This window comes from Ancylobacter sp. G4_0304, assembly GCF_047501495.1.
Lineage (GTDB): Bacteria > Pseudomonadota > Alphaproteobacteria > Rhizobiales > Xanthobacteraceae > Ancylobacter.
On the sequence record NZ_JAZDRM010000021.1, the window covers coordinates 17,650 to 42,538 of the forward strand.

Sequence of the window (24,889 nt, forward strand, 5' to 3'; positions counted from 1 at the left end):
CGAAGCGCACCCGATTTGAAGGAGCCTGCGATGACCTATGATCCCGGCAACATCTTCGCGAAGATCCTGCGCGGCGAAATCCCCGCCTTCAAGGTCCATGAGGATGACAGCGTGCTCGCCTTCCTCGATATCTTCCCGCGCGCACCGGGCCACACGCTGGTCATCCCCAAGGCGCCGGCCCGCAATCTGCTCGACGTCGAGCCGGCCGATCTGTCCAAGGTGATGGCGGTCGCCCAGCGCATCGCGCGGGCGCAGCTCACGGCGTTCGACGCCGAGGGCATCACCCTCACCCAGCACAATGAGCCGGCGGGCGGGCAGGAAGTGTTCCACCTCCACGTCCACGTCATCCCGCGCGTGGCCGGCGTCGAGTTGAAGGCCCCGCTGTCCTATAAGGAAGAGATGGACGTTCTGGCCGCGCAGGCGGAAAGGCTCAAGGCCGCGCTGGCGGCCTGAGCGGGTGCGTCAGGCGGCCCCTAACCACCAGGCGCCGCCGGCCAGCACCGCCTCGCCGAGCAGCACGCCCGCGAGCACGGAACGACGCATCGCGATGAAGCCGCCGACCCCGGCGCCGACCGCGGCGAGGCGTAGCCACAGCGGCAGCGCCACCAGCGCGCCGCTCGGGATCAGGATCAGCCGGGCGACCACGGCGGCCAGCAGCGCCGTCGCCACCGCCTTGACCCATTGCATCCACGCGCCTTCCTCGTCGATGCCGCGCCCCAGCAGCGCGCCGAGCACGCGCCACACCTCGTTCGGCAGGAAGCCGACGATCAGCACCACCATGATGGCGGCATATTCGCTCTGATAGGCGCTCATGCCCGCCGCCTCTGCCAGATCCGCGCGGCGAAGAAGGCAAGCGTGCCCCCGCCCACCCCGCTCCAGAACAGATCGAGCCCGCCAGGCGAATTCGCCACCAGCGGCGACAGCGCCGCGCCCAGCCCGATCGCCAGCCAGTCCACCGCCGCCTTGGCATTGCGCACCAGCAGGATGGTGAAGGAAATCGGCGTCACCAGCAGCAGCGCCACCGCCAGCGGTCCCGGCAGGGCGCCGGAAAGATAGAAGCCGAGCAGCGTGCCCGCGCAGCTTATCGCGATCAGCCCGGTGCCGATGCCGATGGTGAAGGCCGGCCGCGCATCACGCTCGACGCCCGGCAAGATGCGGAAGCCCTCGACCCACAGCGTGACGGCGACGAAATGGGCACAGATCAGCTCGACGACGATATTGGAGCGCCGCCCGCGCATCAGCGGCATCAGCGACACCACCATCGGAAACAGCCGCACGCCGGACAGGCACACCGCGAGCGCCAGCGCCGGCAGCGAGGCACCCGCCGCCAGCCCGCCGATCAGAATCACCTGCGCCGGCAGCGCCCATATCAGGATGGTCGACAGCAGCCCGGCGATGATGGGAAAGCCGACATCGTGCATCAGCCCGCCAAAGCCGACAAAGGTCGCCACCAGCACGAGGCCGGGCGCGCTGACGCAGGCCCGCATTCCCTGCAGGAACCAGAGCAGCGGGCGGCCGGATGCGGCACGAGGGGAACTGGATGATGAATGCATTGACGACCTGTGGCGGCCGTTGATCCTCCCCCGCACCCGCGAGGTCAAGCCGAACCTTGGTTCGCGGAGCGGCCATGCCGAAATCGCAGAGCTTCCACTCTCTGGGCGCCGGCCGGCGGCCCGGCGGGAGGGCGACAGTCCTGAAACGCGAACGGCCCCGCCGGGGTGTCTCCCGGCGGGGCCGTCTGTGTCGGTTGAAGCGATGCCGCGATCAGGCCTTGACCAGCGGCACCTTCGGCACGCGCGAGCCGGAAGGGCGCGACTTCGCCTCGCTGGCCGGCTTCTTCGCCTTGGCGGCCGGCTTGCGGCGCGGCGCGCGCTTGGGCTTCTCGGCGACGATCTTGTCCGGCTTCGGCGTGACCGGCCCTTCCGGGAACTCGAAGCCGAGTTCGCTCATGCCGTCCTCGTCCTTCGTCACCACCACGCGGACATGCCCGCCATTCTTCAGCTTGCCGAACAGCACCTCGTCGGCCAGCGCCTTCTTGATGTGCTCCTGGATCACGCGCCCCATCGGGCGCGCGCCCATCTGCACGTCATAGCCGCGCTCCACCAGCCAGGCGGTGGCGTCGTCCGAGAGCTCGATCGTCACGTTGCGGTCCGCAAGCTGCGCTTCGAGCTGAAGCACGAACTTCTCCACCACCAGCGCGATGATGTCGTTGGTGAGGTGCGCGAACGGGATGATCGCGTCGAGCCGGTTGCGGAATTCGGGGGCGAACAGGCGGTTGATCGCCTCCACATCGTCCCCTTCCCGCTTCGAGCGGGTGAAGCCATAGGCCGACTTCGACAGATCGGCGGCGCCCGCATTGGTCGTCATGATGAGAATGACGTTGCGGAAGCTCACCTGCTTGCCGTTATGGTCGGTCAGCTGGCCGTGGTCCATCACCTGCAACAGGATGTTGAACAGGTCGGGATGCGCCTTCTCGATCTCGTCGAGCAGCAGCACGCAATGCGGATGCTGGTCGACGCCATCGGTCAGCAGGCCGCCCTGGTCGAAGCCGACATAGCCGGGAGGCGCGCCGATCAGCCGGCTGACCGTGTGGCGCTCCATATATTCCGACATGTCGAAGCGCAGCAGCTCGACGCCGAGCGACGACGCCAATTGCTTGGCGACCTCGGTCTTGCCGACGCCGGTGGGGCCCGAGAACAGGTAGGAGCCGATCGGCTTCTCCGGCTCACGCAGCCCGGCCCGCGCCAGCTTGATCGCGGAGGACAGCGCCTCGATCGCCTTGTCCTGCCCGTAGACCACGCGCTTGAGCGTGGTCTCCAGCCCGGCCAGCACCTCGGTATCGTCCTTGGAGACGGTCTTGGGCGGGATGCGGGCGATGGTGGCGATGGTCGCCTCGATCTCCTTCACGCCGATGGTCTTCTTGCGCCGGCCCTCCGGCAGAAGCATCTGCGCCGCGCCGGATTCGTCGATGATGTCGATCGCCTTGTCCGGCAGCTTGCGGTCATGGATGTAGCGCGCGGAAAGCTCCACCGCCGCCTTGATGGCGTCGTTGGTGTAGCGCAGCCGGTGATAGTCCTCGAAATAGGGCTTGAGGCCCTTCAGGATCTCGATCGCGTCCGGCACGGTCGGCTCCGGCACGTCGATCTTCTGGAACCGGCGCACCAGCGCGCGGTCCTTCTCGAAATACTGGCGGTATTCCTTGTAGGTCGTGGAGCCGATGCAGCGCAGCGTGCCCGAAGCCAGGGCAGGCTTGAGCAGATTGGAGGCATCCATCGCCCCGCCGGAAGTCGCGCCGGCGCCGATCACCGTGTGGATTTCATCGATGAACATGATGGCGTCGGGATAGGCCTCGATCTCCTTGACCACCTGCTTGAGGCGCTCCTCGAAGTCGCCGCGATAGCGGGTGCCGGCCAGCAGCGTGCCCATGTCGAGCGAGAACACCGTGGCCTTGCGCAGCACCTCCGGCACCTCGCCATTGACGATGCGCCGCGCGAGGCCCTCGGCGATGGCGGTCTTGCCCACGCCGGGATCGCCCACGAAGAGCGGGTTGTTCTTGGAGCGACGGCACAGCACCTGGATCGTGCGCTGGATCTGGTCGTCGCGGCCGATCAGCGGATCGATCTTGCCCTCGCGCGCCTTCTTGTTGAGGTTCACGCAATAGGCGTCGAGTGCGTCGGCCTTCTTCTTGGTATCCTCTCCCGCTTTCGTCTCAGTCTCCTCCTCGGCGCCGCGGACAGGACGACTTTCCGACATGCCGGCGCGCTTGGCGATGCCGTGACTGATGTAATTGACCGCGTCGTAGCGGGTCATGTCCTGCTCTTGCAGGAAATAGGCCGCGTGGCTCTCGCGCTCGGCGAAAATCGCCACAAGCACGTTGGCCCCGGTCACCTCCTCGCGGCCGGACGACTGGACATGGATCACCGCGCGCTGGATCACGCGCTGGAAGCCGGCGGTCGGCTTGGAATCCTCGCCCGCGTCCTGGACCAGATTGTCGAGTTCGGTGTCGATATATTCGACGAGGTTGCGGCGCAGCTTTTCGAGATCGACATTGCACGCGCGCATCACGGCGGCGGAGTCCTGATCGTCGACCAGCGACAGCAGCAGGTGTTCCAGCGTCGCGTATTCGTGGTGACGCTCATTGGCAAGCGCCAGCGCCCGGTGGAGAGATTGCTCGAGGCTGCGGGAGAAGGTAGGCATCGGGACCTCTTCGTTTAGCCGCTGCGGAGCGTCACTTCTTCTCCATGACGCACTGCAAAGGATGCTGGTGCTTTCGGGCGAAGTCCATCACCTGCGTGACTTTTGTTTCGGCCACTTCGTAAGTGAAGACACCGCATTCACCCACGCCATGCTGATGCACATGCAGCATGATCTGGGTGGCCTCCTCCCTGTTCTTCGCGAAGAAGTGCTCCAGCACGTGCACGACGAACTCCATTGGCGTGTAGTCGTCGTTGAGCAGAAGCACCCGATAGAGACTCGGCCGCTTGACCTGCGGCTTGGTACGCGTGATCACCGCCGTCCCGGGCACATTGTCGCCGCGCCGGCGACGCTCGTCGTCGGACATCGTAAGCGGGGTGAAGCGGAGCGGATGAGGCACGGGCATTGAGGCTCGGTTCGGGCCGGCCGGGGTGGCCGGGTTCGCGAGACTTATAATAGGTACGCCAGATGGAGCGCGCCAGAGTCTTCCGCCAACATCTCCTGTCGCAATCCGGTGACAAATGCGGCATCGCCCGTCGCCACGCCTTGGAAACGCAGGCGTCGCGCGGCTCTTCGCAGATTGCGCGAACATGACGCACCGCACGGCCGGCGTTCAAAAACAAAAAGGCCCGGCGTGAACCGGGCCTTTATTGCCTGCTTTGGAAGGCTTCGCCGCCGCGTCAGGGCGTCTGTCTGGATCAGCTAAAATAACATGACCGATCGATAAAAATTCGAAACTTCAAAAGATCGGGCATAAACCCTTTGCCCGCCCCCACAAACCGACCAGACACGTCCCGTGACGCGGCGACGAATTCACTTGGCAAGCGGAAGCTTGCCGATCATGCCCTCATACGGCTTGTACACTTCCTTCGCGAGGTCAGCGTACAGCTCGCCGAGCTTGGTCGCCTGGGCCACGAAGCCCTCATAGGCGCCCTTGAAATAATCGGTCTGGATCTCGACCGCCTTGTCGAGGGTCTTGGCGCCGAGCAGCTTCTCAGCCGCGGCAGTGCCATCCTCGAAGGACTTCTTGGAATAGTCGGCAACTTCGACGGCGATCGCCTGCACGCCCTTCGAGACCACGCCGAAACCCTTCATCGCGTTCTCGAGGTTATCCTTGCCGAGCTTCTGTAGCTCGTCGATGTTCTGGACCATGGGCCGCCTCCTAAATCGTGCTTCCTCGCGTCCCATGCGCCGTTAGCGCTGGCACGCCCCGGGAATTTCTCCCTGCACCAATGAATAATGCAGCGCACCATCGCCGTCAAGAATTTTGTGCATCGCACAACGCAACCGGATACCCCTCGCGCAACGCCTGCCGCATGGTGTCCATGATATTGCCAAATCCGGCAGGTTCATAAGCTCCGGTTTACGACTTCGTAACCGCGCTCTCCCTAACATTCGGGGAGTGTTCGTCCGGCAACGTTTTTCGAAACACCCGCCCGCTCACCGATTGGATCGGGGCGGCGGATTTCGGGCATTTTCCGGGACGTTCAAGGACTTGGGTGGTATCCGGCGTCAGCCGGCTGTGAGTAACGGGACGGATTCATGCGGGCTCCGGGCAGTGTCGGCACCTATTTCCTGCGTGCGGGAATGGTGCTTCTGGCGGCTTCTCTGGTCAGCGGCGGCGTCGCCGAGGCGGCGACGAAGAAGAAGAAGACAGTCGCGAAGCCGACCGCTTCACGCGTCGTCGACAGCGGCGTCTGGCAGCGCGGCTATTCGGATATCGTCATCGACGCCAATACCGGGCGCATCCTGCATCAGGACAATCCCGACGCTCTGCGCCATCCCGCCTCCGTCACCAAGGTGATGACGCTCTATCTCCTGTTCGAGCAGCTCGAAGCGCGGCGCCTGCGCCTTGATTCCCAGCTCCAGGTCTCCGCCAACGCCGCCCGCCAGCAGCCGTCCAAGCTCGGCGTGAAGGCCGGCCAGACCATCTCGGTCGAAGACGCGATCCAGGCTCTCGTCACCCGCTCGGCCAATGACGTCGCCGTGGTGATCGCCGAGAACATTTCCGGCGACACGAACAGCTTCGCCCAGCTCATGACCCGCCGCGCCCGCCAGCTTGGCATGTCGCGCACCACCTTCAAGAATCCCCACGGCCTGCCCAATCCGCAGCAGGTGACCACCGCGCGCGACCTCGCCACCCTTGGCCGCGCGGTGCAGGAGCGCTTCCCGCGCTACTACGCCTATTTCGAGACCCGGTCGTTCAACTATCGCGGCGCCACCATCCGCACCCATAACCGGCTGCTCGGCCGCATCGACGGCGTGGACGGCATCAAGACCGGCTACACCAACGCCTCCGGCTTCAACCTGCTGACCAGCGTGAAGCGCGACGGCCGCTATGTGATCGGCGTGGTGCTCGGCGGCACCAGCGGCGCCTCGCGCGACAACCGCATGGCCGCCCTCATCACCGAGGCGCTGCCCAAGGCCTATTCCGGCCGCCAGCAGGTCGCCCGCATGGACCGGGCCCCGAGTGGCGCCGTCGACGACACGCCGGTCGAGATCGCCAGCGCTCCCGCCCCGACGCCGGCGCCCAACCCGGTCGCCCTCATCGAGCCGGTCGCCTCCGCTGCGCCGGCCGTCATTCCCGTGCCGCAGAGCAATCCGCGCATCGCCATGGCCTCCGCCGCCGGCCCTGTCGCCACGGCCGAGGCTGATCCGGTGGTGACCGGCGCCGTGCCGACGCCGCCGGCCGCTCCGGTCCGCGTCGCCTCGATCGATCCGGCCGCCGCGCTGCCGGCCGCCGGCTCCGCCGCGCCGATCGTTCCCACCACGGTGAAGACCGTCGCCGTGGTCCGCCCCTCCGCCGCGCCCACCGCGACGTTCAGCAACCAGCCCGGCATTCTCGGCACGCTGTCCTTCTCCAGCCCCGAGGCGTCCTCGCAGAAGGTCGCCGCCGCTCCGGCCCAGCAGGCCCTCAAGAAGGCGGCGCCCGCGCAGCCGGTGCAGGTCGCGAGCCTCGGCTCCGGCGACATCCCGCTCCAGGCCGCGCAGGCCGCCGGTCAGGCCGCCGCGCCGCGTTCGGGCTGGGCGATCCAGATCGGGGCTTTCGGCTCCGAGGCCGACGCCCGCGCCCAGCTCGCCAAGGCCAAGGGCAAGGCGCCGCAGGCGCTGTCCAACGTCGACCCGTACACGGAGACCGCGGTGAAGGGCTCGACCCCGATCGTACGCGCCCGTTTCGCCGGCTTCGACGCCGAATCCGCCGCGCGCAAGGCCTGCCAGGCCCTGAAGCGCAGCGACTTCGGCTGCATGGTCTTCCGCAACTGAGAGGGGTCGTGCTCAATGACCCTGGATCAGGATATCCTTGGCTTCGTTCACCCGGGCGGCCAGATAGTTCGACCCGCCCTGGTCGGGATGCAGTTTCTTCATAAGGGATCGGTGGGCCTTGCGGATGTCGTCCGGCCCCGCCCCCGGCTGAAGCCCCAGGACTTCGTAGGCCTCCTCTTCCGTCATCGCGCCGCGGCGCGCCGGATGAGCATTCCCCCCGCCCGCTTCGCCCTGAGCGTGTTCACGCCAGCCGGGCGCCCGGCGGTCCAGATAAGCTTCGAGTAGCTGCCGACTTTCGGCATCGACCTCCAGCGCCAGACGCGCGACGGCGCTGGTCTCCAGCCCGTCGAGTTCCCTCCCCGCCAGAGCCCCGGCGATCACCGTTCCGCTCAGTTTTCCGCTGTCATGGTCGAGCCGCATGTCCAGCATGGCGGTGCGCACCGTGGATGTCCGCCCCGGCGTGCGGCGCGAACGGCCGGGAATGCCGCGCCACGGCATGCGCTGCCCGAGATTCCAGCCCAGCAGCGAGAGGCCGAACAGGCCGAGCGGGATCGCGGTGGCGATCTGCCCGCGCGCGCCGAGAAACCCGGCGAGCAGCACCGTCGCCCAGCCGCCGCCGCTGCGGGCCAGCCGCGCGAGCTTTTTCGGGTCGCTGCGGCTGAACGACTTCAGCCCCCAATAGAGCAGCCCGACGATGATGGCGGCCATCAGCAGCGTGATCATCGCGCGTCCTGCATGGCGGCGATCAGGGCCCGGGCGCCGGGCGAGGCACCCGCCAGCGCGGTCAAAGCCTTCTGACCGCCGGCCGCATAGCTCGCTGCCGCCCTCAGCAGCGCCCGAAGCTGCGCCGAGGCGCCGGCATCAAAGCGGCACCAGGCGCCTTTGGTCAGCCGGGCGATCTCGCGGAATGCCCGCTCGGCATGCGGGTCGGCGCCCTCCTGGAACAGAAACACCGGCACGCCGTGCAGCGCGAGCGCCCCGGCCTGCGCGCAGAGCTCGTCGACCGTCTCTTCCATGGCGTCACCGACGAAGACCAGCGCCCCCACCGGCCCGCTCGCCGCCTCGCGCCCGGCATGGCCGAGCACGCGCCCGATCTGGGTGCGCCCTCCCCGGCAGTCGATCTTCGCCATCATCGCGCCGAGCTTGCGCGGCTCCGTGATCCAGGGCGAGGCGCGGCACTCATCGAGGCCGCGATAATAGACGAGTTGCACGTCGAGCCCGCCGACCGCGGCCGCCTCCTCGAACATCTCGGCCTGCAGCGCGCAGGCGAGGTCCCAGGTCGCCTGCCGGCTCATGGTGGCGTCCATGGCGAAGATCAGCCGCCCGCGCTGCGACGCCGCCACCGGCGGGCGCGCCTTCACCTCGGCGAGGAACGCCGCAACGCCGGCGGAAGCGGGCGCGCCGGCTAGCTCGGCGGCAAGCTTGTCGGGACGGGTCTTCTTCAGGTCGGAACTCATCGTGTCTCGAAACGCGGGCACGCCCGCAGCCACGGGAATCGTGGCCCGGCACGGCCGGATGTCAGGGTTAAGTTAGGGTAAAGACCGCCGCCCGCAACCGCCATCGACGGCGAGGCCTGGTTGACCCGCGACCTTCGTCTGATAGGTTCGCGCGCCCGGACGGGACAGTTGCGAGCCGCTCACATGCCTTCCACCGCCCCCGCCTTCTCTCCGAACGTTGCGGTCGTCCACACGGTCGCCGATCTGCGCGCGCAGGTAGGCGCGTGGCGAAAGGCGGGGAAGAGCGTCGCGCTGGTGCCGACCATGGGCGCGCTCCACGCCGGCCATGTCGCGCTGATGGAGGCCGCGCGCCGGCAGGCGGATATGGTCGTGCTCTCGATCTTCGTGAACCCGACTCAGTTCGCCCCGACCGAAGATCTCAGCCGCTACCCGCGCACGCTGGAAGCCGACCTCGCCAAGGCGCAGGGCGCCGGCGTCGCGCTCGCCTTCGTCCCGTCGGCGGCCGACATGTATCCGGACGGCTTTTGCACCACCATCTCGCTCGCCGGCCCGGCGCTGGGGCTGGAGACCGATTTTCGCCCGACCCATTTCGCCGGCGTCGCCACCGTGGTTGCCAAGCTGCTGATACAGGTTGCGCCGGATATCGCGCTGTTCGGCGAGAAAGATTACCAGCAGCTCGCCGTGGTGAGCCAGCTCGCGCGCGACATCGATCTGCCGGTCACCATCCAAGGCGTGCAGACGGTGCGCGAGGCGGACGGTCTCGCCCTCTCCTCGCGCAATGTCTATCTCTCGCCCACTGAGCGCGCGACGGCGCCAGTTCTCCACCGCGCGCTGACCCAGGCGGCAAAGGCCATCGCCGAAGGCGCGCAGCCTGCCGCCGCCGTCGAGACCGCGCGGGTGCAGGTGACCGCGGCAGGCTTTGCGCTCGATTATCTCGAACTGCGCCACGCCCGCACGCTGGCGCCGGTGGCCTCGGTGACCGAGGGCCCGCTGCGCCTGCTGGTCGCCGCGCGGATCGGCACCACGCGGCTCATCGACAATATTCCCGTCCCGCTGTGACGGAAGATCAGGTCAGCGGGTTCAGGTGAAGCTGATATAGCTGATCGCCATGCCGATGATCACGGCCGCGAGCCCGATACCGAGCACGTAGCGCATCGGCTTCACTTCCACCGCCTGCCGCTCCTCGGTATCCGCCTTCACCACCACCTCGCCATTCTCGACGACGCGATGATCGTCAGAATCCTGATGCGTCATGTTGTCGGCCATCTTCGCCTCCTCTGCGTTCTGCCTTCCCAAAGGCAACGCATGAAAGGCGGATTTGCTCCCGCGCGCGATCAGATCAGCCCGAGCGAGCGCAATTCCCGGCGCATCTCTTCCGGCAGCACGGGCGCCGCGCCCCCCGCGCCGAGGTCCGCCGGCGCCTCCTTGGGCTGAAGGTAGCGCCAGCCCTGGAACGGACGATGCGGGCGCGGCTCGACCCGGTGCACGACGGGATCGAGGATCAGCCGGCAGCGGCGGATGCCGTCGCTGTCGACAAAGGGGCGGATATCCACCAGCGCCTGCCGGCACGCGGTCTCCCCCTTGATCACCCAATACAGCGAGCCGCCATCCAGCAGCTCGCCGGTACGCGTCGGCACCATGCGCGTGGTGTGGAAGGTCTCGACCGCCTCGCCGCGCGCGGCCTTCTCCGCGCGCTTCTCCACGATCCACTCCTCAAGGTCCTGGATCGATTCGGCACCAACGCAGAGCTTGAGCAGATGAAGGGGCATGGCATTCCGGCAGGCGGCGACGGGAGGAGGCCCCTCTATACCCGCTTCACGACGGGCCAGTCGACCTCGTCCTCGGCGAGAATCCCGGTCTCCTTCAGCGCGGCATCCTTCCACGCCACGAAGGCCGGGTGCTCGTGTATCGCCGTGACATAGGCGTCGAGTTCCGGCTCGATCGGCAGCGCGTAGGTGCGGATGCGGGTGGCGACCGGAGCATACATCGCGTCGGCGGCACTGAAGGCGCCATAGAGGAAGGGGCCGCTCTGCCCGAAGCGGTCACGCGCTTCCAGCCAGCGGCGGCCGATCTTGCGCAGGTCGCTGGCAGCGGCCTCAGGCACCACGCGCGCCTCGACCGGGCGCCAGAGGTTCATCGGGAAGGCAGAGCGCACGCCGCCGAAGCCGTTGTGCATCTCGGTCGCCAGCGAGCGAGCATGGGCGCGGGCGGCCGGCTCGGACGGCCAGAGCGGGCGGTCGGGGAAACGCTCGGCGAGATGTTCGAGGATCGCGATCGATTCCCAGACCACGGCCTCGCCGTCGATCAGCACCGGCACCTTGCCAGCCGGCGAATGCTCGCGGACGCGCTCCTTGAAGTCCGGCGCGTCCAGAGGCACCAGCACTTCCTCGAAGGGAATCGAGAAGGCGGTCAGCGCCAGCCAGGGCCGCAATGACCAGGACGAATAATTCTTGTTTCCGATGATGAGCCTGAGCGCCATCGCCATCCCCCGTGCGATTGAACAGGTGAGCAGCATCGGCCAGCCGGCGACGTTCGGCAAACGCGCAATGTTGATGGCCGTCATCACCGCCCGCAATGGGAACCGCACACCGGCGCGGGCGCCGTAGCGTGTGCCGCCGCGGGCGCCGCACAATGAAAAAGCCCCGGCTTGAGAACCGGGGCTTTCAATTGCTGGGGCGGTGCCGCGCGGGTCGCTGCGGCGATGTGCCGGAACTGAACCGGAAGCCCGGTGTCAGCTGGCCATCTGGGTGGCGGACTGGAAGCCGCCGAACAGGTAAACCAGTGCAACTGCCGTCAAAAACGCCACAACGGCCCAGCGTGCGACTCCCCAACAGGAGCGCTCGGAAACCGAATTCATGTGGAACTCCGGGATTAAACCTTGCCACCGCGCCGACATGTGGGAACGACTCCCTGTCCGACGCTCGGAACGAAACAATATTTAATAAAAGGTTACCGATTTCGCAATCGCAATATCGTCACAATCCACTGCACCAGGCGCAGGTCTCGTGCGTGGGACGCGCATGCCGCAGCGCGATGCGGCCTCCCCTTGCCCGCACTTGAACCGCGGCGTGCGGGCCGTCATCCTGCGCCGGCCGGGCATCGCCTCCCGCCCGGGCAGCCGCTGGAAAGACGGGTCCAACCCCATGATGGGTTTCAGTTTTCTCGATGCCATTGCCTTTGCGGCCTTCATTGCCGCCTGGATCGCCTACCATTACCTGATGGAGGGCGATTGGTCCGAGCGCCGCACGCTCAACCGGCGCATGGACGCCTACCGGATCGAGTGGATGCAGCGCATGCTGTCGCGCGAGAATCGCATCGTCGACGCCCAGATCGTCGCCGCGCTGCAAAACGGCACGGCGTTCTTCGCCTCAACCTCGCTGCTGGCCATCGGCGCCGCGCTCGCGATTCTGCAATCCACCGACGCGGTGATGAAGCTGTTCGCGGACCTGCCCTTCGTCTCGCCCCACCGCACCAGCTGGGAGCTGAAGACGCTCGGCATCACGCTGATCTTCGCCAACGCGTTCTTCAAGTTCGGCTGGGCCTACCGGCTGTTCAACTACACCACCATCCTGCTCGGCTCGACGCCCCCTCCCTCCGAGGCCCACACCCCGCAGGCCAAGGCCCATGTGCTCAAGGCCGCGCGCATGGCGACGCTGGCCGGCCGGCACTTCAACCGGGGACAGCGCTCGTTCTTCTTCGCCATCGGCTATCTGGGCTGGTACATCAACGCCTGGGCCTTCATGGCCGCCACGCTCGCGATCTTCATCGTGATGACCAATCGGCAATTCGGCCCGGATTCCCACTGGGTGCTCGACGATCAGGAGCCGCTATGACCGCCGAAATGACCGCCGATCTTGCGCCGGAAGGCGCCGATTCCGCCGATCCGATCGCCGCCGATGCCGTGGCCGACGCCATCCTCGCCGCTGCCGGCCAGCCCGATGCCGGCCGCAGCATCGCCCCCGAACAGGTCGCGCGCACGCTCGCCGACGGCGCGGACTGGCAGCGCCTGCTGCCGTCGGTCCGGCAGGCGGCGGTTCGCCTCGCGCGCGAGGGACGGCTGGTCATCTATCGCAAGGGCAAGCCGGTCGATCCCGAGAATTTCCGCGGCGTCTACCGGCTCGGCCTGCCGCAGCGCGACGAAGCGTAACCCGTTCAGGGAGCGGGCATCGGCGCGTCGGTGCGGCCGGTCAGGTAGTAGACCGCGAGCCCGACCCACTCGCGCAGCGCAAGGTCGGTGAAGGCCAAACCCTCGGCCACATTGCGGAAAGGCTCGGTCCAGCGTGGATGGCCGGTGGTGCGGAAGTCCACCGGATAGGCCGTGACGTCGAAATCGGCGACGCGGAAACAACCCATGGCGCGGGGCATGTGATAGGCCGAGGTCACGAGCAGCCAGCGCTCGCCCGGCTTGGGATCGACCAGATCGCGGCTGAAGGCGGCGTTCTCGGCGGTGTTGCGCGAACGGCTCTCGAAGCTGACGCGCTCGACCGAAATACCGAGCTGGGGTAGCGCCATGCGCACCACATCGGCCTCGCTCATGCGGGCCGAGGGGACAAGCTCCCCATTGCCGCCCGAGAACACCACGCGCGCGTCCGGATAGCGGCGGGCAAGGTCCGCCAGCGCGGTGATGCGCTCGCCAGCCTCCTGGAACGTCGCCTGCCCCCGCGCTTGAGTGACCAGAGGCAGTTCGCCCCCGCCGAGCACCACGACGCCGTGCACCGGCTTGCCGTCGTCGACGAAGATCGGGAAGCGGTTCTCCAGCGGCACCATCATCGCCCGTCCCGGAGCACCGAGACCGAATACCACGAGGCCAACGAGCCCGACGCAGATCAGCGAGAGGCCGGTGCGTCGCAGCCGGCACAGCAGCAGCACCACACCGAGCAGGGCAACGAAGGTCAGGAAGGTCGAGGGGACGGCGATCGCCCAGAAGATCTTGGAAAGCTGAAAGAACATGCGTCCGGGCCGTTCTCCTCACACCCGCTGGCGGCGGTGGTGCGTCACGCTGTTGGGACTGGCCGTGCGCTCAAGATAGCGCCCGACACTCTCCACCGGCATCGGCCCGGCGAGCAGGAAGCCCTGCACATGGTGGCAACCGACCGATTGCAGGTAGCGAAGCTGCTCGCGCGTCTCGACCCCTTCCGCCGTGACCGTGATCGCCAGCGCGCGCGCGAGGCGCACCACGCAATCGATGATGGCGGCGGCATCGTCAGTGTGGGCGATGTTCTGGGTGAAGCTGCGGTCGATCTTGATGGTGTCGACCCGGAAGCGGCGCAGATAGCCGAGCGAGGAATAGCCGGAGCCGAAATCGTCCAGCGCGATGCGCACACCCATGTGCCGCAGTGCCGAGAGCGCGGCAAACGCCTCCGGCTGGTTCTCGAACAGCAGGTTCTCGGTGATCTCGATCTCCAGCCGTTCCGCCGGAAAGCCCGTCTCCGCGAGAATCGCCGCCACAGCGCCCGCAAGGTCCGGCGCGCGGAAATCAACCGGCGACAGGTTGACCGCCAGCCGCGTTTCACCCCAGCCCCTCGCCTGCTCGCAGCCGCGGCGCAGCACCATCATGTCGAGCTCGGTCACGAGCCCGGTACGCTCGGCGATCGGCACGAACTCGGCCGGCGAGATGAGGCCCTTGACCGGGTGAATCCAGCGCACCAGCGCCTCGAACCCGATCACGCTTTCTCCGTCGACCGAGAATTGCGGCTGGTAATAGACGGTCAGTTCGTTCTCCACGAGGGCGCGCTGCAGTTCGAGCTCGATGTCCCGCCGGCGCAGCAGTTCGCTTTCCATCTGGGGCTCGAACACGATCATCGTGCCGCGGGCCTCGGTCTTGGCGCGGTAGAGCGCGATGTCGGCGAGGCGGATGAGCTGGGTCGCCTCGCGGCTGTGGTCCGGCACCAGCGTCGCGCCGATGGTGCCACCGACGACCATGGTCTGGCCGGCGATCGACATCGGCTGGCGCACGGTGTCGATGATCACCGCGCCGGCCTCGGCCACTGCCTGCGGGCCCGGCCCCACCGGCACCAGCACCACGAACTGGTCGCCGCCGAAGCGCGAGGCCACGCCGTCGGGAAACGGCAGGGTCTGGAGCCGCGTGCCGATCTCCATCAGCAGCATGTCGCCGACATGATGACCCAGCGTGTCGTTGATGTCCTTGAACCCGTCCAGGTCGAGGAAGAACACGGCAAGCCGCTCGCCATTCTCCAGTTCCATGATGCGGGAATCCAGTTCGCGCATCAGCATGGCGCGGTTGGCGAGCCCACAGAGCGGATCGACATACGCAAGATGGGTCGCGAGCGCCTCGCTATGGGCGAGGTCCTGCGTGGCGCGGCGGGCGTACCACAGCACGATGGCCGCCGAGGACAGCAGCAGAACCGCCGTCCCGAGCAGCGCCGGCAGCAGCGCCCGGATCAGCGAGCCGCCGGGATTTTCGGGTTGCCAGCTCAGCCAGGCCGGCACCGCGTTCGCGCTTGCGAACGGGATCGCCACCGCTTCAAAGTCGGCTGGCGGCGGCTGGTCCGAGATGGCCGGTTTGACGATCTGCAATTCGCCGAGCAGGTCGCGCAGGAATCCCTCGTCGAGGAACAGCACGGTAACGGCGATGGGCGTCATGTGGTCCGGCGAGACCACCCGACCGTAATCGGGCGTGATGCTGATGGCACCGACCAGCGCCGGTCGGCCTTCCACGCGAACATAGCCGGATTCAAAAACCGGCTGCAGGTTGCCGAGGTCCTGCGGAGCGGCCTCGGCCATCCGCTCGACGCGGCTAACGCGGTCGAGATAGGACGCCCGCACCTTCTCGACCACCGGCATGATGGCGTGTTCGTCGAAAGTGGCGACGTCGGGCGGGACCAGATCGCCGTCGATGGATGCGTAGGCAACCCCGCTCTCGACGACGATATAGGAGCGGTCGTGCTGCTGGGTGTCATGCAGCCAGCGGCCGAAATTGCGATGCACCCATTCGGTGTCGAGATAATAGGCGGTGCGCAGCACCGACTCGTCCCAATGGGCGAAGCTCGCGAGATCGCGCTGCAGCGACACGGCCCGGCGTTCCAGCGAATTACGCACCAATTCGGTGCCGCGGACGCGGGCAGCCGCGTCGATGCGCTCGGCGGCCAGCAGCGAGAATGCGCCCATGGCCACGACCGCCGCCAGGATGACCAGAATGACCGCGGCGATCATCCGGTCGCCGGCCCGGATCGACACCGAGCCGCGCAAGCCTTCGGAAGACCATCCACGCATCATGACCGACACGTAACCTTTTGGCGGAGCCCGATGAAGGGCGCCGGTGGGCGTCCTCATTAGCTCCTCCCGCTCACGGAGCAATCTAGACGCGATCGGTTAATGCTGCGCGAAGCGGCGGGATTTTTCCAGTGCCCTTTGCGGTATTTAGAACCACAGCGACGCTATGCCGAGAAAGGCGAAGAATCCGACAACATCGGTGATCGTTGTCACAAACGGCCCCGACGAGACCGCCGGATCGACCTTCAGCCGATCAAGCATCAGAGGGATCAGGATACCTCCCAGCGCCGCCGCCACCAGATTGATGATCATGGCGAGTCCGATGACGTATCCCAGATCGGCGATGCCGAAGCGCGCGAACACCACGCCGGCCATGATCACCGCGAACACCACGCCGTTGAACAGGCCGACCAGCAGCTCGCGCGCGATGACCCGCCGGGCGTTGCTCGGGCGCAGATCGCGGGTCGCCAGCGCGCGCACCGCGACCGTCATGGTCTGGGTGCCGGCATTGCCGCCCTGGCTGGCGACGATCGGCATCAGCACCGCGAGCGCGACCATTCGCTGCAGTTCGTTCTCGAACAGCGAGATCACGAAGGACGCGATGTTGGCGGCGATCAGGTTCAGCAGCAGCCAGGAGAAGCGGCTGCGGGCGATGTACCAGAAGCTGTCGGACAGTTCTTCGTCGCCGGCGACGCCGCCCAGCGCCTTCAGGTCCTCGTCCGCCTCTTCCTGGATCACGTCCACGATGTCGTCGACGGTAAGCACGCCGACGAGACGGCCGGCATCGTCGACGACGGGCGCGGAGATCAGGTTGTAGCGCTCGAAGACGCGCGCGACGTCCTCCTGGTCGTCCACCGCCTTGACCACGTGGCGGTCGGGCGTCACCACGTCGCCGAGCTTCATGCCGCGCTTGGTGCGCAGCAGCCGGTCGAGCGGCACCGAGCCGGTGAGCCGGTAGGTCGGATCGACCACGAACACCTCGAAGAAGGTCTCGGGCAGCCCCTCGGTCTCGCCGAGATAATCCAGCGTCTGCCCCACGGTCCAGAACGGCGGCAGCGCGATGAACTCGGTCTGCATGCGCCGGCCGGCGCTTTCTTCCGGGTAGTCGAGGCTGCGCTGCAGCGCAGCGCGCTCAAGCGTCGGCAGATGACCGAGAATCTCCTGCTTGTCGGCATCGTCGAGGTCTTCGAGAATGTAGACCGCATCGTCGGAATCGAGGTCGCGCACGCCCTCGACCACGGTCTTGGTCGACAGTTCCTCAAGGATCTGCACGCGGACGGTTTCGTCGAGCTCGGTGAGCGCGGTAAAGTCGAAGTCCGAGCCGAGCAGTTCGATCAGGCGGGGCCGCTCGGCGGCGGGCAGCGCTTCCAGCAACCGGGCGAGGTCGGTCTCGTGCAGGTCGGCGATCTGCGCGCGTAGCGCGTCGACGTCACCCTCGTCGACGGCGGCGACCACGCGCTCGATGAAGGCGGGCTCTTCGGCCGGGTTGCGCTCCGGCTCCGGCGGGCGCGCAGCCGGAGCGCCGGCGAGCTCGTCTTCGTCGCGCATGCCGCACTCCGGGTTCGGCCACTGAATCGAGGGATGGGTTCGTTCTATGAAGCATTTGCGCCGAACGCAAATCGGCTTTCGCCCCGCGTGGCGCCCGGAAACGACCGGCTTCCCGCACAGGCGCGCCGCTCGGCACGGGACCGTGCGCGGGGCGGTATCATGACGGCGGAAAAGGCGGTCCGCCTGCTGGTTCACGGCCGGGTTCAGGGCGTTGGCTACCGGGCCTGGCTGGCGAGCGAGGCACGTCGCCGCAGCTTGCGGGGATGGGTGCGAAATCGCCGCGACGGTACGGTGGAAGCCGAGATCGAAGGCGAGGCCGGTGCGGTGGTACAGATGATCGCCGCCTGCCGTCAGGGGCCGCCGGCGGCGAGCGTCGGCGACATCGAGGTGTCCGAGGTTGCCGGATCGGGGGACGTCGGCTTCGAGGTGCGGCCGACCGTGTGAGGCCAGCTATTCGGTCGGGCCGAACAGCGTCTCGAATTCGCGGCGCAGGGCGATGTCAACATCGGCCATGGTCACCGGCAGGCCAAGTTCCACCAGGCTGGTCACACCGTGCTCGCGCACGCCGCACGGTACGATGCCCTCGAAATGCGACAGCTCGGGGTCCACGTTCAGCGAGATACCGTGCATGGTCACCCAGCGCCGCACGCGGATGCCCAGAGCAGCGATCTTGTCCTCGCCCGGACCGGCCTTGGTGGGATGCACCACCCACACCCCCACGCGGTCCTCGCGCCGCTCGCCGCGGACATGGAACGACCACAGCGTACGGATCAGCCATTCCTCCAGTGTCGCCACATAGCGCCGCAGGTCGGGCGTGCGCCGTTTCAGGTCCAGCATCACATAGGCTACGCGCTGGCCGGGGCCGTGATAGGTGAACTGCCCGCCCCTGCCGGTCTCGAACACCGGGAAGCGCTCCGGCTCCACCAGATCCTCGCGCCGCGCGCTGGTGCCGGCGGTGTAAAGCGGGGGATGTTCCAGCAGCCAGACCGTCTCCGGCTCGCGCCCGCTCGCGATCGCCTCGGCGAGGCGGTCCATCTCCGCCAGCGCCTCGGAATAATCGACAAGACCGTCCGACACGCGCCAGCGTACCGGCGCCGCGCCGGGCGACGGCAGCAATGTGGTTTCCAGCTCCTGCCGCGCAGGCGCGCGCATGGTCTCGGTGGTGTTCATGTGCGGCTCCTGCCCACACACATAATCATCGCCGCGCCCGCTGTCTGCCCTGCCGGCATGCAGAGCAAGGATGACGAGCCCGCACGACTGTTCACAGCCCTGTGCGGAACTGCTCCTCGCGGGTCTTGTGGACGCTCAGGCGATCTGTTAGACGATGCCCGCCCGCGTCGGGAGCCACTCTTCGGCTTTTCCGGCGATTGGCGATGCGGTCGTGGCGGAATTGGTAGACGCGCTGCCTTGAGGTGGCAGTGGGTAACACCGTGGAGGTTCGAGTCCTCTCGACCGCACCATTTTCTTCAGGTGCACATTCGTTCGATGCCTGAACGTAGGAGCCGGCCCGGGCCGCCCTGCCCCGGCGGCTGGTAGCAGGCCGCGAAACGGCCCTTCCCCTCACCTTCCGTGAAAGATTGCCGTGCTCAGAGCAGCGGCAGCAGGCGCGGCAGCCATCCCGCCGCGCGCGCATAATCGATGATTTCCGCGATCGGCAACACCAGCAGGAACAGAAGCGAATCGCGCAGCGCGCGGGTGAGCACGCGCGGATGAAAGCGCGGCGCCTCCGCCTCCCGATATAGCGCGAGGCGCGGCCAGAGCAGCGGCACCCGGCGAGCATAGGCCGCATAGGCGGTGCCGAAATGGCTGGCGAGCAGATGCTGCTCCCGCCGCGCGGTGCGGCGGAGCTGGAAACAGGTGACGCTCCCCAGCACCAGCGCCGCAACGAGGCTGCCAAGCGCGAGTCCCGCCCCGGCGGCACAGATGATCGAGAACAGATAGAGCGGGTTGCGCGTGACCGAGTAAGGCCCCTCGATGACCAGCGCCGCGTTCTTGCGCCCGCCGATGTAAAGCGTGCTCCACAGGCGGCCGAGCACGCCCGTGAGGATCAGGCACTGACCGCCAGCCCTCAGCAGGCTCGGCACAGCCGATTCCGGCGTCCAGACGCTCCGCGAGACCAGCAGAACCGCCGCCACAACGCCGACGCAGGTGCCCAGCACCGCGATACGCGCGTGCTGGTCGAGATAGATGCGCCGCGCGCGGGCGCCACCGACGGCGAGGGGTTGCTCGTCAGCCACTCTCATCGAAACCATCCCCGATAGCGGAATGACGGAAGAGCGGCGAAAGCAGGCCGACGCACGGGCCAGCGGGGGACGACGGGCAGGGTCACGGGCGAACTCGATCCATGGACTAGAAGACAAGCGATGGCTGCATTGCTCTGCTCCCGCCCATCGCGCGCCATGGCGGCTTCGCAATTGCGTCAGATTCTTCGCTACCGTGACGACAGGGGCGGCAGGGAAGCTTTGGCGATGCGCGAATTCGCGAATGTCTGGGACGAGCTGTGGTTCCGGCAGCGTTCGGCCGAGATGATGGTGGCGCTGGCCCTGAGCCCCGCTTTGAGCTGGATCGGCCCGTTCGACCTCGTTGAGGAGAGCTTCCTCGCGCGGATGGGCTTCTGGAGCGGCGTACTGGCGAGCTGGTTCATGCTGGTGGCGCTGACCGATTTACTGGTCGCCCGCAGCAGGATGATCGCCGCGCTCGGCAATGTGTGGCGACGCGCCGTCACCCTCGCGCTTGCCGCCGTGCCGATGATCGGCGTCGCAGGCTTCGCGATCGAGACCTTGCACGGCTGGAAACCTTCCGTGGCCGAAATCACCGAGCTTTACTTCCAGATCGTGCTGCTCGGCTCGGCCATGATTCCACTGAGCGACGTGTTAATCGCGCCGCTGATGCGGTCGCCGCGGGTCGCGGGGCGGCCGTTGATCGAACCGAATGAGGACCATGTGCCCCCACCGGAGGCACCGTCTGCTCTGGCCTGCCCGCTGCTGGCGCAGCTTCCTCCCGAAAATCGCGGTCGGCTCGTCTGCCTGGAGATGCAGGATCACTATGTGCGCGTGCACACGACACAGGGCTCGGCGCTGGTGTTAACGCGCCTGCGCGACGCCATTGCGAACACACAGCCGGTGCCCGGCCGGCAGGTGCATCGCTCCTGGTGGGTGGCCGACAGCGCAGTGGAGCGCTTCGAACGCACCGGCCGCACGGGAATCGTCCGGCTCAGCGGCGGACGGCGCGTGCCGGTGTCGCAGCGCTATCTTCAGGACGTCTCCGACGCCTTCGCGTCGCCGGATCGGCCCATGATCGCTCGGGAAGTCGGCCGATAAGCGGTTGTCTTGTGCCTATTGCGGCCCGGCAGCGGTCGCGGTTGCAGCCGGGACGATGTGCACCACTTTATAGCCGCCGGCCTGAAGTGCGGCGAAAAAGGCGGGCAGCATCTTCACGGTCTGCGCGCGGGTGTCGTGGAACAGGATGATGCCGCGCTTGGCATGAGCAAGGCGCTCCATCACCAGATGGAGCTGCACCTCGGGCGTCATCTGCACCCAATCCCCGGCCCACAGGTCGGCCCCGAACACGCCGATGCCGCGCGTCTTCATATAGTCGAGCAACTCGGGCGAGGAGCCGAAGCCGGGAAAGCGGAAGAACGGCACGCGCGGATGCGCGCCAGCCGTGCCGTAAGCCGCCTTCTCGTCCGAGGCGATGCCCTTTTCGATGTCGGCCACCGCCTTGTCGTAAGGCAGGTCCGCCAGCGTCATCGGGTGGGTCTGGCTGTGATGACCGACCGTGTGGCCTTCCTTGATGATGCGCCTGAGCAGATCGGGATGCGCCGCCGAATTGCGGCCGACCACGAAGAAGGTCGCCTGCACGCACGCCTCGCGCAGCGCCTTCAGCGCGGCGGGCGTGGTGGCGGGGAACGGTCCGTCGTCGAAGGTGAGCACCACCTCGCCCTCGGCGAGATCGAGCGTCTGGGGAAAGTGCTTGGTGCCGACCTGAAGGCCGCGCGGATCGACCTCCATCACCCGCGAGGTGCCGAGCTTACCCTCGCAGGAGGCCGCGGCACGGGAAGCTCCGGCCGCCAGCGGCAAGGCGCAGGAGGCCGCGATGAGCAGAGCGGCAAGCCGGGAGAGCGACGGCATCTCAAATTCCAAGCCAGTATCGGGAACCCGTGCCTAGCTCCTTTTCGCGCGAGATGGAATGACGCGATTGGCGGGAATGCCCTGCAAAACCGGCATGCCCGCCCTTGTCCGCCCTCGCCCGACGCGCCCGCTCGCGGCCTAATAGGCGTTGTGGTGCACGGTAACGCGCACGGTCATCAGCAGGATCTTGATGTCCAGCCACAGCGACCAGCCGTTGATGTATTCCAGATCGGCAGCGACGCGCTGTTCGATATCGGCGCGATGATGGGTCGCGCCGCGGAAGCCGCGCACCTGCGCCAGTCCGGTGACGCCGGGCTTCATGGCGTGGCGGCTCCAATAGTCCGGCACCAGTTCCCAGAACAGCGCTCCCTCGGCCCGCGAGCCGAGCGCGTGTGGCCGGGGGCCGACCAGGCTCATGTCGCCGATCAGCACGTTGAAGAGCTGCGGCAGTTCGTCGATGCTGGAGCGGCGCAGGAACTTTCCGAGCCGGGTCACGCGGTCGTCATTGCGCGAGGCCGAGACGCCGCCGGTGTCGTCGGTGCGATCGGTGCGCATCGAGCGCAGCTTGAAGCAGCGATAGGAACGGTTGTTCCGGCCCACGCGCTCCTGCACGAAGAAAGCGGGCCCGGGCGAATCCAGCTTCACCAGAATGGCGAACACGCCGATAATCGGACCGAAGACCACCAGCATGGCGCTGGTCACCACCAGGTCGAAAAGCCGCTTCACAAAGCGCTCGCCGAGATTCAGCGGGCCGCGCGAGATCACCAGGGTGGGATGGTTCTCCCAGCTCGACAGGGCGATCGGCAGCATGTCACCGGTGTCGGCGACCACTTCCGCGTCGAAGCCGCTGAGCCGCATCGCGCGCGACCACAGCATCCGGTCGCGTGGGTCGGCGAAGGACAGCACGATGCGATCGACATCGCGGGCGAGCCGGCCTATGCGGTCGAAGAAGGCGGGATCGCTCAATTCCGGCACGAGGCCGCTGTTGCGCACGTCGACCAGCGTCGTCGAGCGGTTGCCCGAGCGCCGCTCGATCCCCACCCCGTCGGTCAGCACCACGATGCGCGGCTCGATCGCCGGCGCCAGCATGCGCCGCAGCAGGCGGTAGCCGATGAGTCGACTAGCCCACAGCAGGGAGAGCACGATCACCAGCGTGTTCGCGGTTTCGACACGCGACAGATCCTGGCTCACCTTCAACGCAAACACGACGAAGAAGCCGACGGCGACCGCGATGCAAAGCGCCAGGAACGCGGCCAGTAGCGTGCGCCCCAGCACACGCAACGTGCGTATGTCATAGGCATGCAGCAGGAAGGCGGCGAGGAAATAGATCGGCGCCAGCAGCGCGGCGGCGTCGGAAATGTTCTCGATGTCAAAGACGCCATAGCGGATGGCCGACGCCAGCCAGCCGGCGGCCAAGAAGCATAGCATGTCGAGCAGCGCCGCCCCGACAACGAGGGCATAGCGCACGAAATGACGGTAGCGGCTCATAAGGCCGCTGGAAAAACGCCGCGAGCGCCGCCTGTCGCGCGGGGCATCGGCAAGATTGTAAAGTCGAATATCGCTCATGGCCGACTGTTCCAATTCCCCCAACAGTCAGTTTCAAAAAATGCCGGAAAGGGTAGCGTCGCAAACCGCTCCCAGCTCCAAAAAACTACTCCAAGCAATTCACAGACCATAATCCTGGCCTTCGGCTTCGACCGGGAGCCGGATAAGCTCTCGGCAGGCAATCCTGAGCCACTACCCCGATACTTTCGCATCGTTTGAGACGGCGCAGCCGCACGGACATGTCGGCGCCAATTCGCAACAAGACTCCGCACGAGACTCGATTCACGCCAAAAGAATGCGTGCCTATAAGCGGATGATATGACGGGCTTATAGCAGCCGCCAGATGTCCGGCATAATTTGAGGCGCCGCAGCTCGGCGTCAGCTTTCCGGCGCGTCGACGATCGGGTCGTAATGCGAGGCGTCGAAGCCGAGCACGTTCCAGCTCTGCTGCATATGGGGCGGCAACGGCGCGGAGACGTCGATCAGGCGATCGTCGCCACGCGGATGCGGAATCACCAGACGGCGCGCCAGCAGATGCAGGCGGTTCTGCAGGCCACCCGGCAACGGCCAGTTTTCGATGTCGAAATATTTCGGATCGCCGACGATCGGATGGCCGATATGGGCGGCATGGGCGCGCAATTGGTGGGTGCGCCCGGTGACCGGCTTCAGCGATAGCCAGGACAGCTTCTGCCCGGCGTGATCGACCACGGCGTAATAGGAAATGGCGTGGCTCGCCTCATCCTCGCCGTGGCGGGCGACGCGCATGCGCTCGGCCGCCTCGTCCTTGGCGAGATAGGTCGAGATACGGCCCTGCCGGGGCTTGGGAACACCGGGGACCAGTGCCCAGTATACCTTGCGCGCCGAGCGCGAGCGGAAGGTCTTGGCCAGCGTCGAGGCGGCAAGGCGCGACTTCGCCACCAGCAGGATGCCCGACGTGTCCTTGTCGATTCGGTGCACCAGGCGCGGCTTCTGCCCGTCGGCGCCGCGCAGCGCCTCCAGCATGCCGTCGACATGGCGATAGGTGCCCGAGCCGCCCTGGACCGCGAGGCCGAACGGCTTGTTGAGCACCAGCACGTCGCGGTCCTCGTAAAGCGTCATGTCGCGCAGCGCGGCGGCGTCCTTGTCGTCGGAGGAAGCCCGCTTCACGACCGGCGCGGCCAGCGGCTCGCCGGACGGCGCACGCGGCAGCCGCGGGGGCGCCTCGCCGCGCGCCACGGCCTCCTGCGCCTCAAGGAAATCGGCGGCGGAAGGTTGCGGCTTTTCTTCAAGCGGAGGGATGCGGATCGCCTGCCCGGCCGCCAGCCGCGTATTGGTCTTCACCCGCCCGCCATCGACGCGGACCTGCCCGCTACGCAGCAGCTTCTGGAGATGGCCGAAGGACAGATCGGGGAAATGCGTCTTGAACCAGCGGTCCAGGCGCATGCCCTCTTCGTCGCGCTCGACGTTGCGTGTCTCGACGGCCATGGAATGACATCTCCTCAAACCCCAGCAGATAGCCGAGACCGGCCTCCGCGTCAC

The 24,889-nt window shown here is 67.1% G+C and carries 26 protein-coding genes and 1 tRNA gene; 8 read left to right on the forward strand and 19 right to left on the reverse strand.

Annotation, left to right across the window (positions count from 1 at the left end):
- Positions 1-30 precede the first annotated feature (30 nt).
- Positions 31-453, forward strand: coding sequence for an HIT family protein (locus tag VRZ77_RS13245; RefSeq protein ID WP_414593128.1), 423 nt, complete (start codon positions 31-33; stop codon positions 451-453).
- A 9-nt stretch (positions 454-462) separates the two neighbouring features.
- Here VRZ77_RS13245 and VRZ77_RS13250 read toward each other — a convergent pair whose 3' ends face one another.
- From VRZ77_RS13250 to VRZ77_RS13270, 5 genes are all read right to left on the reverse strand, one after another.
- The gene (locus VRZ77_RS13250) at positions 463-813 is read right to left on the reverse strand and encodes an AzlD domain-containing protein (protein ID WP_414593129.1); all 351 of its coding nucleotides are present in this window, start codon (positions 811-813) and stop codon (positions 463-465) included.
- On the reverse strand, positions 810-1,487 hold the full coding sequence (locus VRZ77_RS13255; protein WP_414593130.1) for an AzlC family ABC transporter permease: 678 nt from the start codon (positions 1,485-1,487) through the stop codon (positions 810-812). The genes VRZ77_RS13250 and VRZ77_RS13255 overlap by 4 nt, the downstream gene beginning before the upstream one ends.
- Positions 1,488-1,764: 277 nt before the next feature.
- Complete coding sequence (clpA, locus tag VRZ77_RS13260; protein WP_414593131.1) at positions 1,765-4,197, reverse strand: ATP-dependent Clp protease ATP-binding subunit ClpA; 2,433 nt, start codon at positions 4,195-4,197, stop codon at positions 1,765-1,767.
- Between the two features lie 31 nt (positions 4,198-4,228).
- Positions 4,229-4,561, reverse strand: coding sequence for an ATP-dependent Clp protease adapter ClpS (gene clpS, locus VRZ77_RS13265; RefSeq protein ID WP_414593188.1), 333 nt, complete (start codon positions 4,559-4,561; stop codon positions 4,229-4,231).
- A 446-nt stretch (positions 4,562-5,007) separates the two neighbouring features.
- Positions 5,008-5,346 (reverse strand): phasin family protein, encoded by a 339-nt coding sequence (locus VRZ77_RS13270; RefSeq protein WP_414593132.1) that lies wholly within the window; start codon positions 5,344-5,346, stop codon positions 5,008-5,010.
- Between the two features lie 390 nt (positions 5,347-5,736).
- Here VRZ77_RS13270 and VRZ77_RS13275 point away from each other — a divergent pair, with 390 nt between their 5' ends.
- Positions 5,737-7,458 (forward strand): D-alanyl-D-alanine carboxypeptidase, encoded by a 1,722-nt coding sequence (locus tag VRZ77_RS13275; protein ID WP_414593133.1) that lies wholly within the window; start codon positions 5,737-5,739, stop codon positions 7,456-7,458.
- 12 nt (positions 7,459-7,470) lie between these two features.
- Here the strand turns inward: VRZ77_RS13275 and VRZ77_RS13280 are convergent, their stop codons facing one another.
- Together VRZ77_RS13280 and VRZ77_RS13285 are read right to left on the reverse strand one after the other, a co-directional pair.
- Positions 7,471-8,181, reverse strand: a complete 711-nt coding sequence (locus VRZ77_RS13280) for a DnaJ domain-containing protein (RefSeq protein WP_414593134.1) — start codon at positions 8,179-8,181, stop codon at positions 7,471-7,473.
- Complete coding sequence (locus VRZ77_RS13285; RefSeq protein WP_414593135.1) at positions 8,178-8,915, reverse strand: VWA domain-containing protein; 738 nt, start codon at positions 8,913-8,915, stop codon at positions 8,178-8,180. Before VRZ77_RS13285 ends, VRZ77_RS13280 begins: the two co-directional genes overlap by 4 nt.
- 183 nt (positions 8,916-9,098) lie before the next feature.
- On the opposite strand from VRZ77_RS13285, the gene panC reads away from it, so the two are divergent.
- Entirely contained in the window at positions 9,099-9,974 is an 876-nt protein-coding gene (panC, locus tag VRZ77_RS13290; RefSeq protein WP_414593136.1) for a pantoate--beta-alanine ligase, read from the forward strand.
- A gap of 21 nt (positions 9,975-9,995) precedes the next feature.
- On the opposite strand, the gene VRZ77_RS13295 is transcribed toward panC, so the two are convergent.
- The 4 genes from VRZ77_RS13295 to VRZ77_RS13310 all read right to left on the reverse strand — a co-directional run bounded on the left by VRZ77_RS13295 (position 9,996) and on the right by VRZ77_RS13310 (position 11,772).
- On the reverse strand, positions 9,996-10,181 hold the full coding sequence (locus VRZ77_RS13295) for a hypothetical protein (protein WP_241616102.1): 186 nt from the start codon (positions 10,179-10,181) through the stop codon (positions 9,996-9,998).
- 68 nt (positions 10,182-10,249) lie between these two features.
- Positions 10,250-10,684, reverse strand: a complete 435-nt coding sequence (locus VRZ77_RS13300) for a DUF1489 family protein (RefSeq protein ID WP_414593137.1) — start codon at positions 10,682-10,684, stop codon at positions 10,250-10,252.
- Positions 10,685-10,719: 35 nt separating this feature from the next.
- Positions 10,720-11,394, reverse strand: coding sequence for a glutathione S-transferase family protein (locus tag VRZ77_RS13305; protein ID WP_414593138.1), 675 nt, complete (start codon positions 11,392-11,394; stop codon positions 10,720-10,722).
- Between the two features lie 252 nt (positions 11,395-11,646).
- Positions 11,647-11,772: a hypothetical protein gene (locus VRZ77_RS13310; protein ID WP_414593139.1), complete on the reverse strand. Its 126-nt coding sequence runs from the start codon at positions 11,770-11,772 to the stop codon at positions 11,647-11,649.
- Between the two features lie 286 nt (positions 11,773-12,058).
- On the opposite strand from VRZ77_RS13310, the gene VRZ77_RS13315 reads away from it, so the two are divergent.
- Both VRZ77_RS13315 and VRZ77_RS13320 read left to right on the forward strand, forming a co-directional pair.
- A complete protein-coding gene (locus VRZ77_RS13315) occupies positions 12,059-12,748 on the forward strand; it encodes a DUF599 domain-containing protein (RefSeq protein ID WP_414593140.1) in 690 nt (229 codons plus the stop codon).
- Entirely contained in the window at positions 12,745-13,062 is a 318-nt protein-coding gene (locus tag VRZ77_RS13320) for a DUF3253 domain-containing protein (RefSeq protein ID WP_414593141.1), read from the forward strand. The genes VRZ77_RS13315 and VRZ77_RS13320 overlap by 4 nt, the downstream gene beginning before the upstream one ends.
- A 5-nt stretch (positions 13,063-13,067) precedes the next feature.
- Here the strand turns inward: VRZ77_RS13320 and VRZ77_RS13325 are convergent, their stop codons facing one another.
- From VRZ77_RS13325 to mgtE, 3 genes are all read right to left on the reverse strand, one after another.
- On the reverse strand, positions 13,068-13,865 hold the full coding sequence (locus tag VRZ77_RS13325) for a YdcF family protein (RefSeq protein WP_414593142.1): 798 nt from the start codon (positions 13,863-13,865) through the stop codon (positions 13,068-13,070).
- Between the two features lie 18 nt (positions 13,866-13,883).
- On the reverse strand, positions 13,884-16,151 hold the full coding sequence (locus VRZ77_RS13330; protein WP_414593143.1) for a putative bifunctional diguanylate cyclase/phosphodiesterase: 2,268 nt from the start codon (positions 16,149-16,151) through the stop codon (positions 13,884-13,886).
- Positions 16,152-16,295: 144 nt separating this feature from the next.
- A complete protein-coding gene (gene mgtE / locus VRZ77_RS13335; RefSeq protein ID WP_414593144.1) occupies positions 16,296-17,696 on the reverse strand; it encodes a magnesium transporter in 1,401 nt (466 codons plus the stop codon).
- 159 nt (positions 17,697-17,855) lie between these two features.
- Between mgtE and VRZ77_RS13340 the strand changes: the two genes are divergently transcribed.
- Positions 17,856-18,140, forward strand: coding sequence for an acylphosphatase (locus VRZ77_RS13340; protein ID WP_414593145.1), 285 nt, complete (start codon positions 17,856-17,858; stop codon positions 18,138-18,140).
- A gap of 6 nt (positions 18,141-18,146) precedes the next feature.
- Here the strand turns inward: VRZ77_RS13340 and lipB are convergent, their stop codons facing one another.
- Entirely contained in the window at positions 18,147-18,866 is a 720-nt protein-coding gene (gene lipB, locus VRZ77_RS13345; RefSeq protein WP_414593146.1) for a lipoyl(octanoyl) transferase LipB, read from the reverse strand.
- A 205-nt stretch (positions 18,867-19,071) separates the two neighbouring features.
- Here lipB and VRZ77_RS13350 point away from each other — a divergent pair.
- Positions 19,072-19,156: transfer RNA gene (locus VRZ77_RS13350), tRNA-Leu, on the forward strand.
- A gap of 126 nt (positions 19,157-19,282) precedes the next feature.
- Here VRZ77_RS13350 and VRZ77_RS13355 read toward each other — a convergent pair.
- Positions 19,283-19,939: a methyltransferase family protein gene (locus VRZ77_RS13355; protein ID WP_414593147.1), complete on the reverse strand. Its 657-nt coding sequence runs from the start codon at positions 19,937-19,939 to the stop codon at positions 19,283-19,285.
- 120 nt (positions 19,940-20,059) lie between these two features.
- Between VRZ77_RS13355 and VRZ77_RS13360 the strand changes: the two genes are divergently transcribed.
- Positions 20,060-21,016, forward strand: coding sequence for a LytTR family DNA-binding domain-containing protein (locus VRZ77_RS13360; protein ID WP_414593148.1), 957 nt, complete (start codon positions 20,060-20,062; stop codon positions 21,014-21,016).
- A 15-nt stretch (positions 21,017-21,031) separates the two neighbouring features.
- Here the strand turns inward: VRZ77_RS13360 and VRZ77_RS13365 are convergent, their stop codons facing one another.
- From VRZ77_RS13365 to VRZ77_RS13375, 3 genes are all read right to left on the reverse strand, one after another.
- On the reverse strand, positions 21,032-21,826 hold the full coding sequence (locus VRZ77_RS13365) for a polysaccharide deacetylase family protein (RefSeq protein ID WP_414593149.1): 795 nt from the start codon (positions 21,824-21,826) through the stop codon (positions 21,032-21,034).
- Between the two features lie 138 nt (positions 21,827-21,964).
- Positions 21,965-23,392, reverse strand: a complete 1,428-nt coding sequence (locus VRZ77_RS13370) for an exopolysaccharide biosynthesis polyprenyl glycosylphosphotransferase (RefSeq protein WP_414593150.1) — start codon at positions 23,390-23,392, stop codon at positions 21,965-21,967.
- 357 nt (positions 23,393-23,749) lie between these two features.
- Entirely contained in the window at positions 23,750-24,835 is a 1,086-nt protein-coding gene (locus VRZ77_RS13375; protein ID WP_414593151.1) for an RluA family pseudouridine synthase, read from the reverse strand.
- Positions 24,836-24,889: the final 54 nt, after the last annotated feature.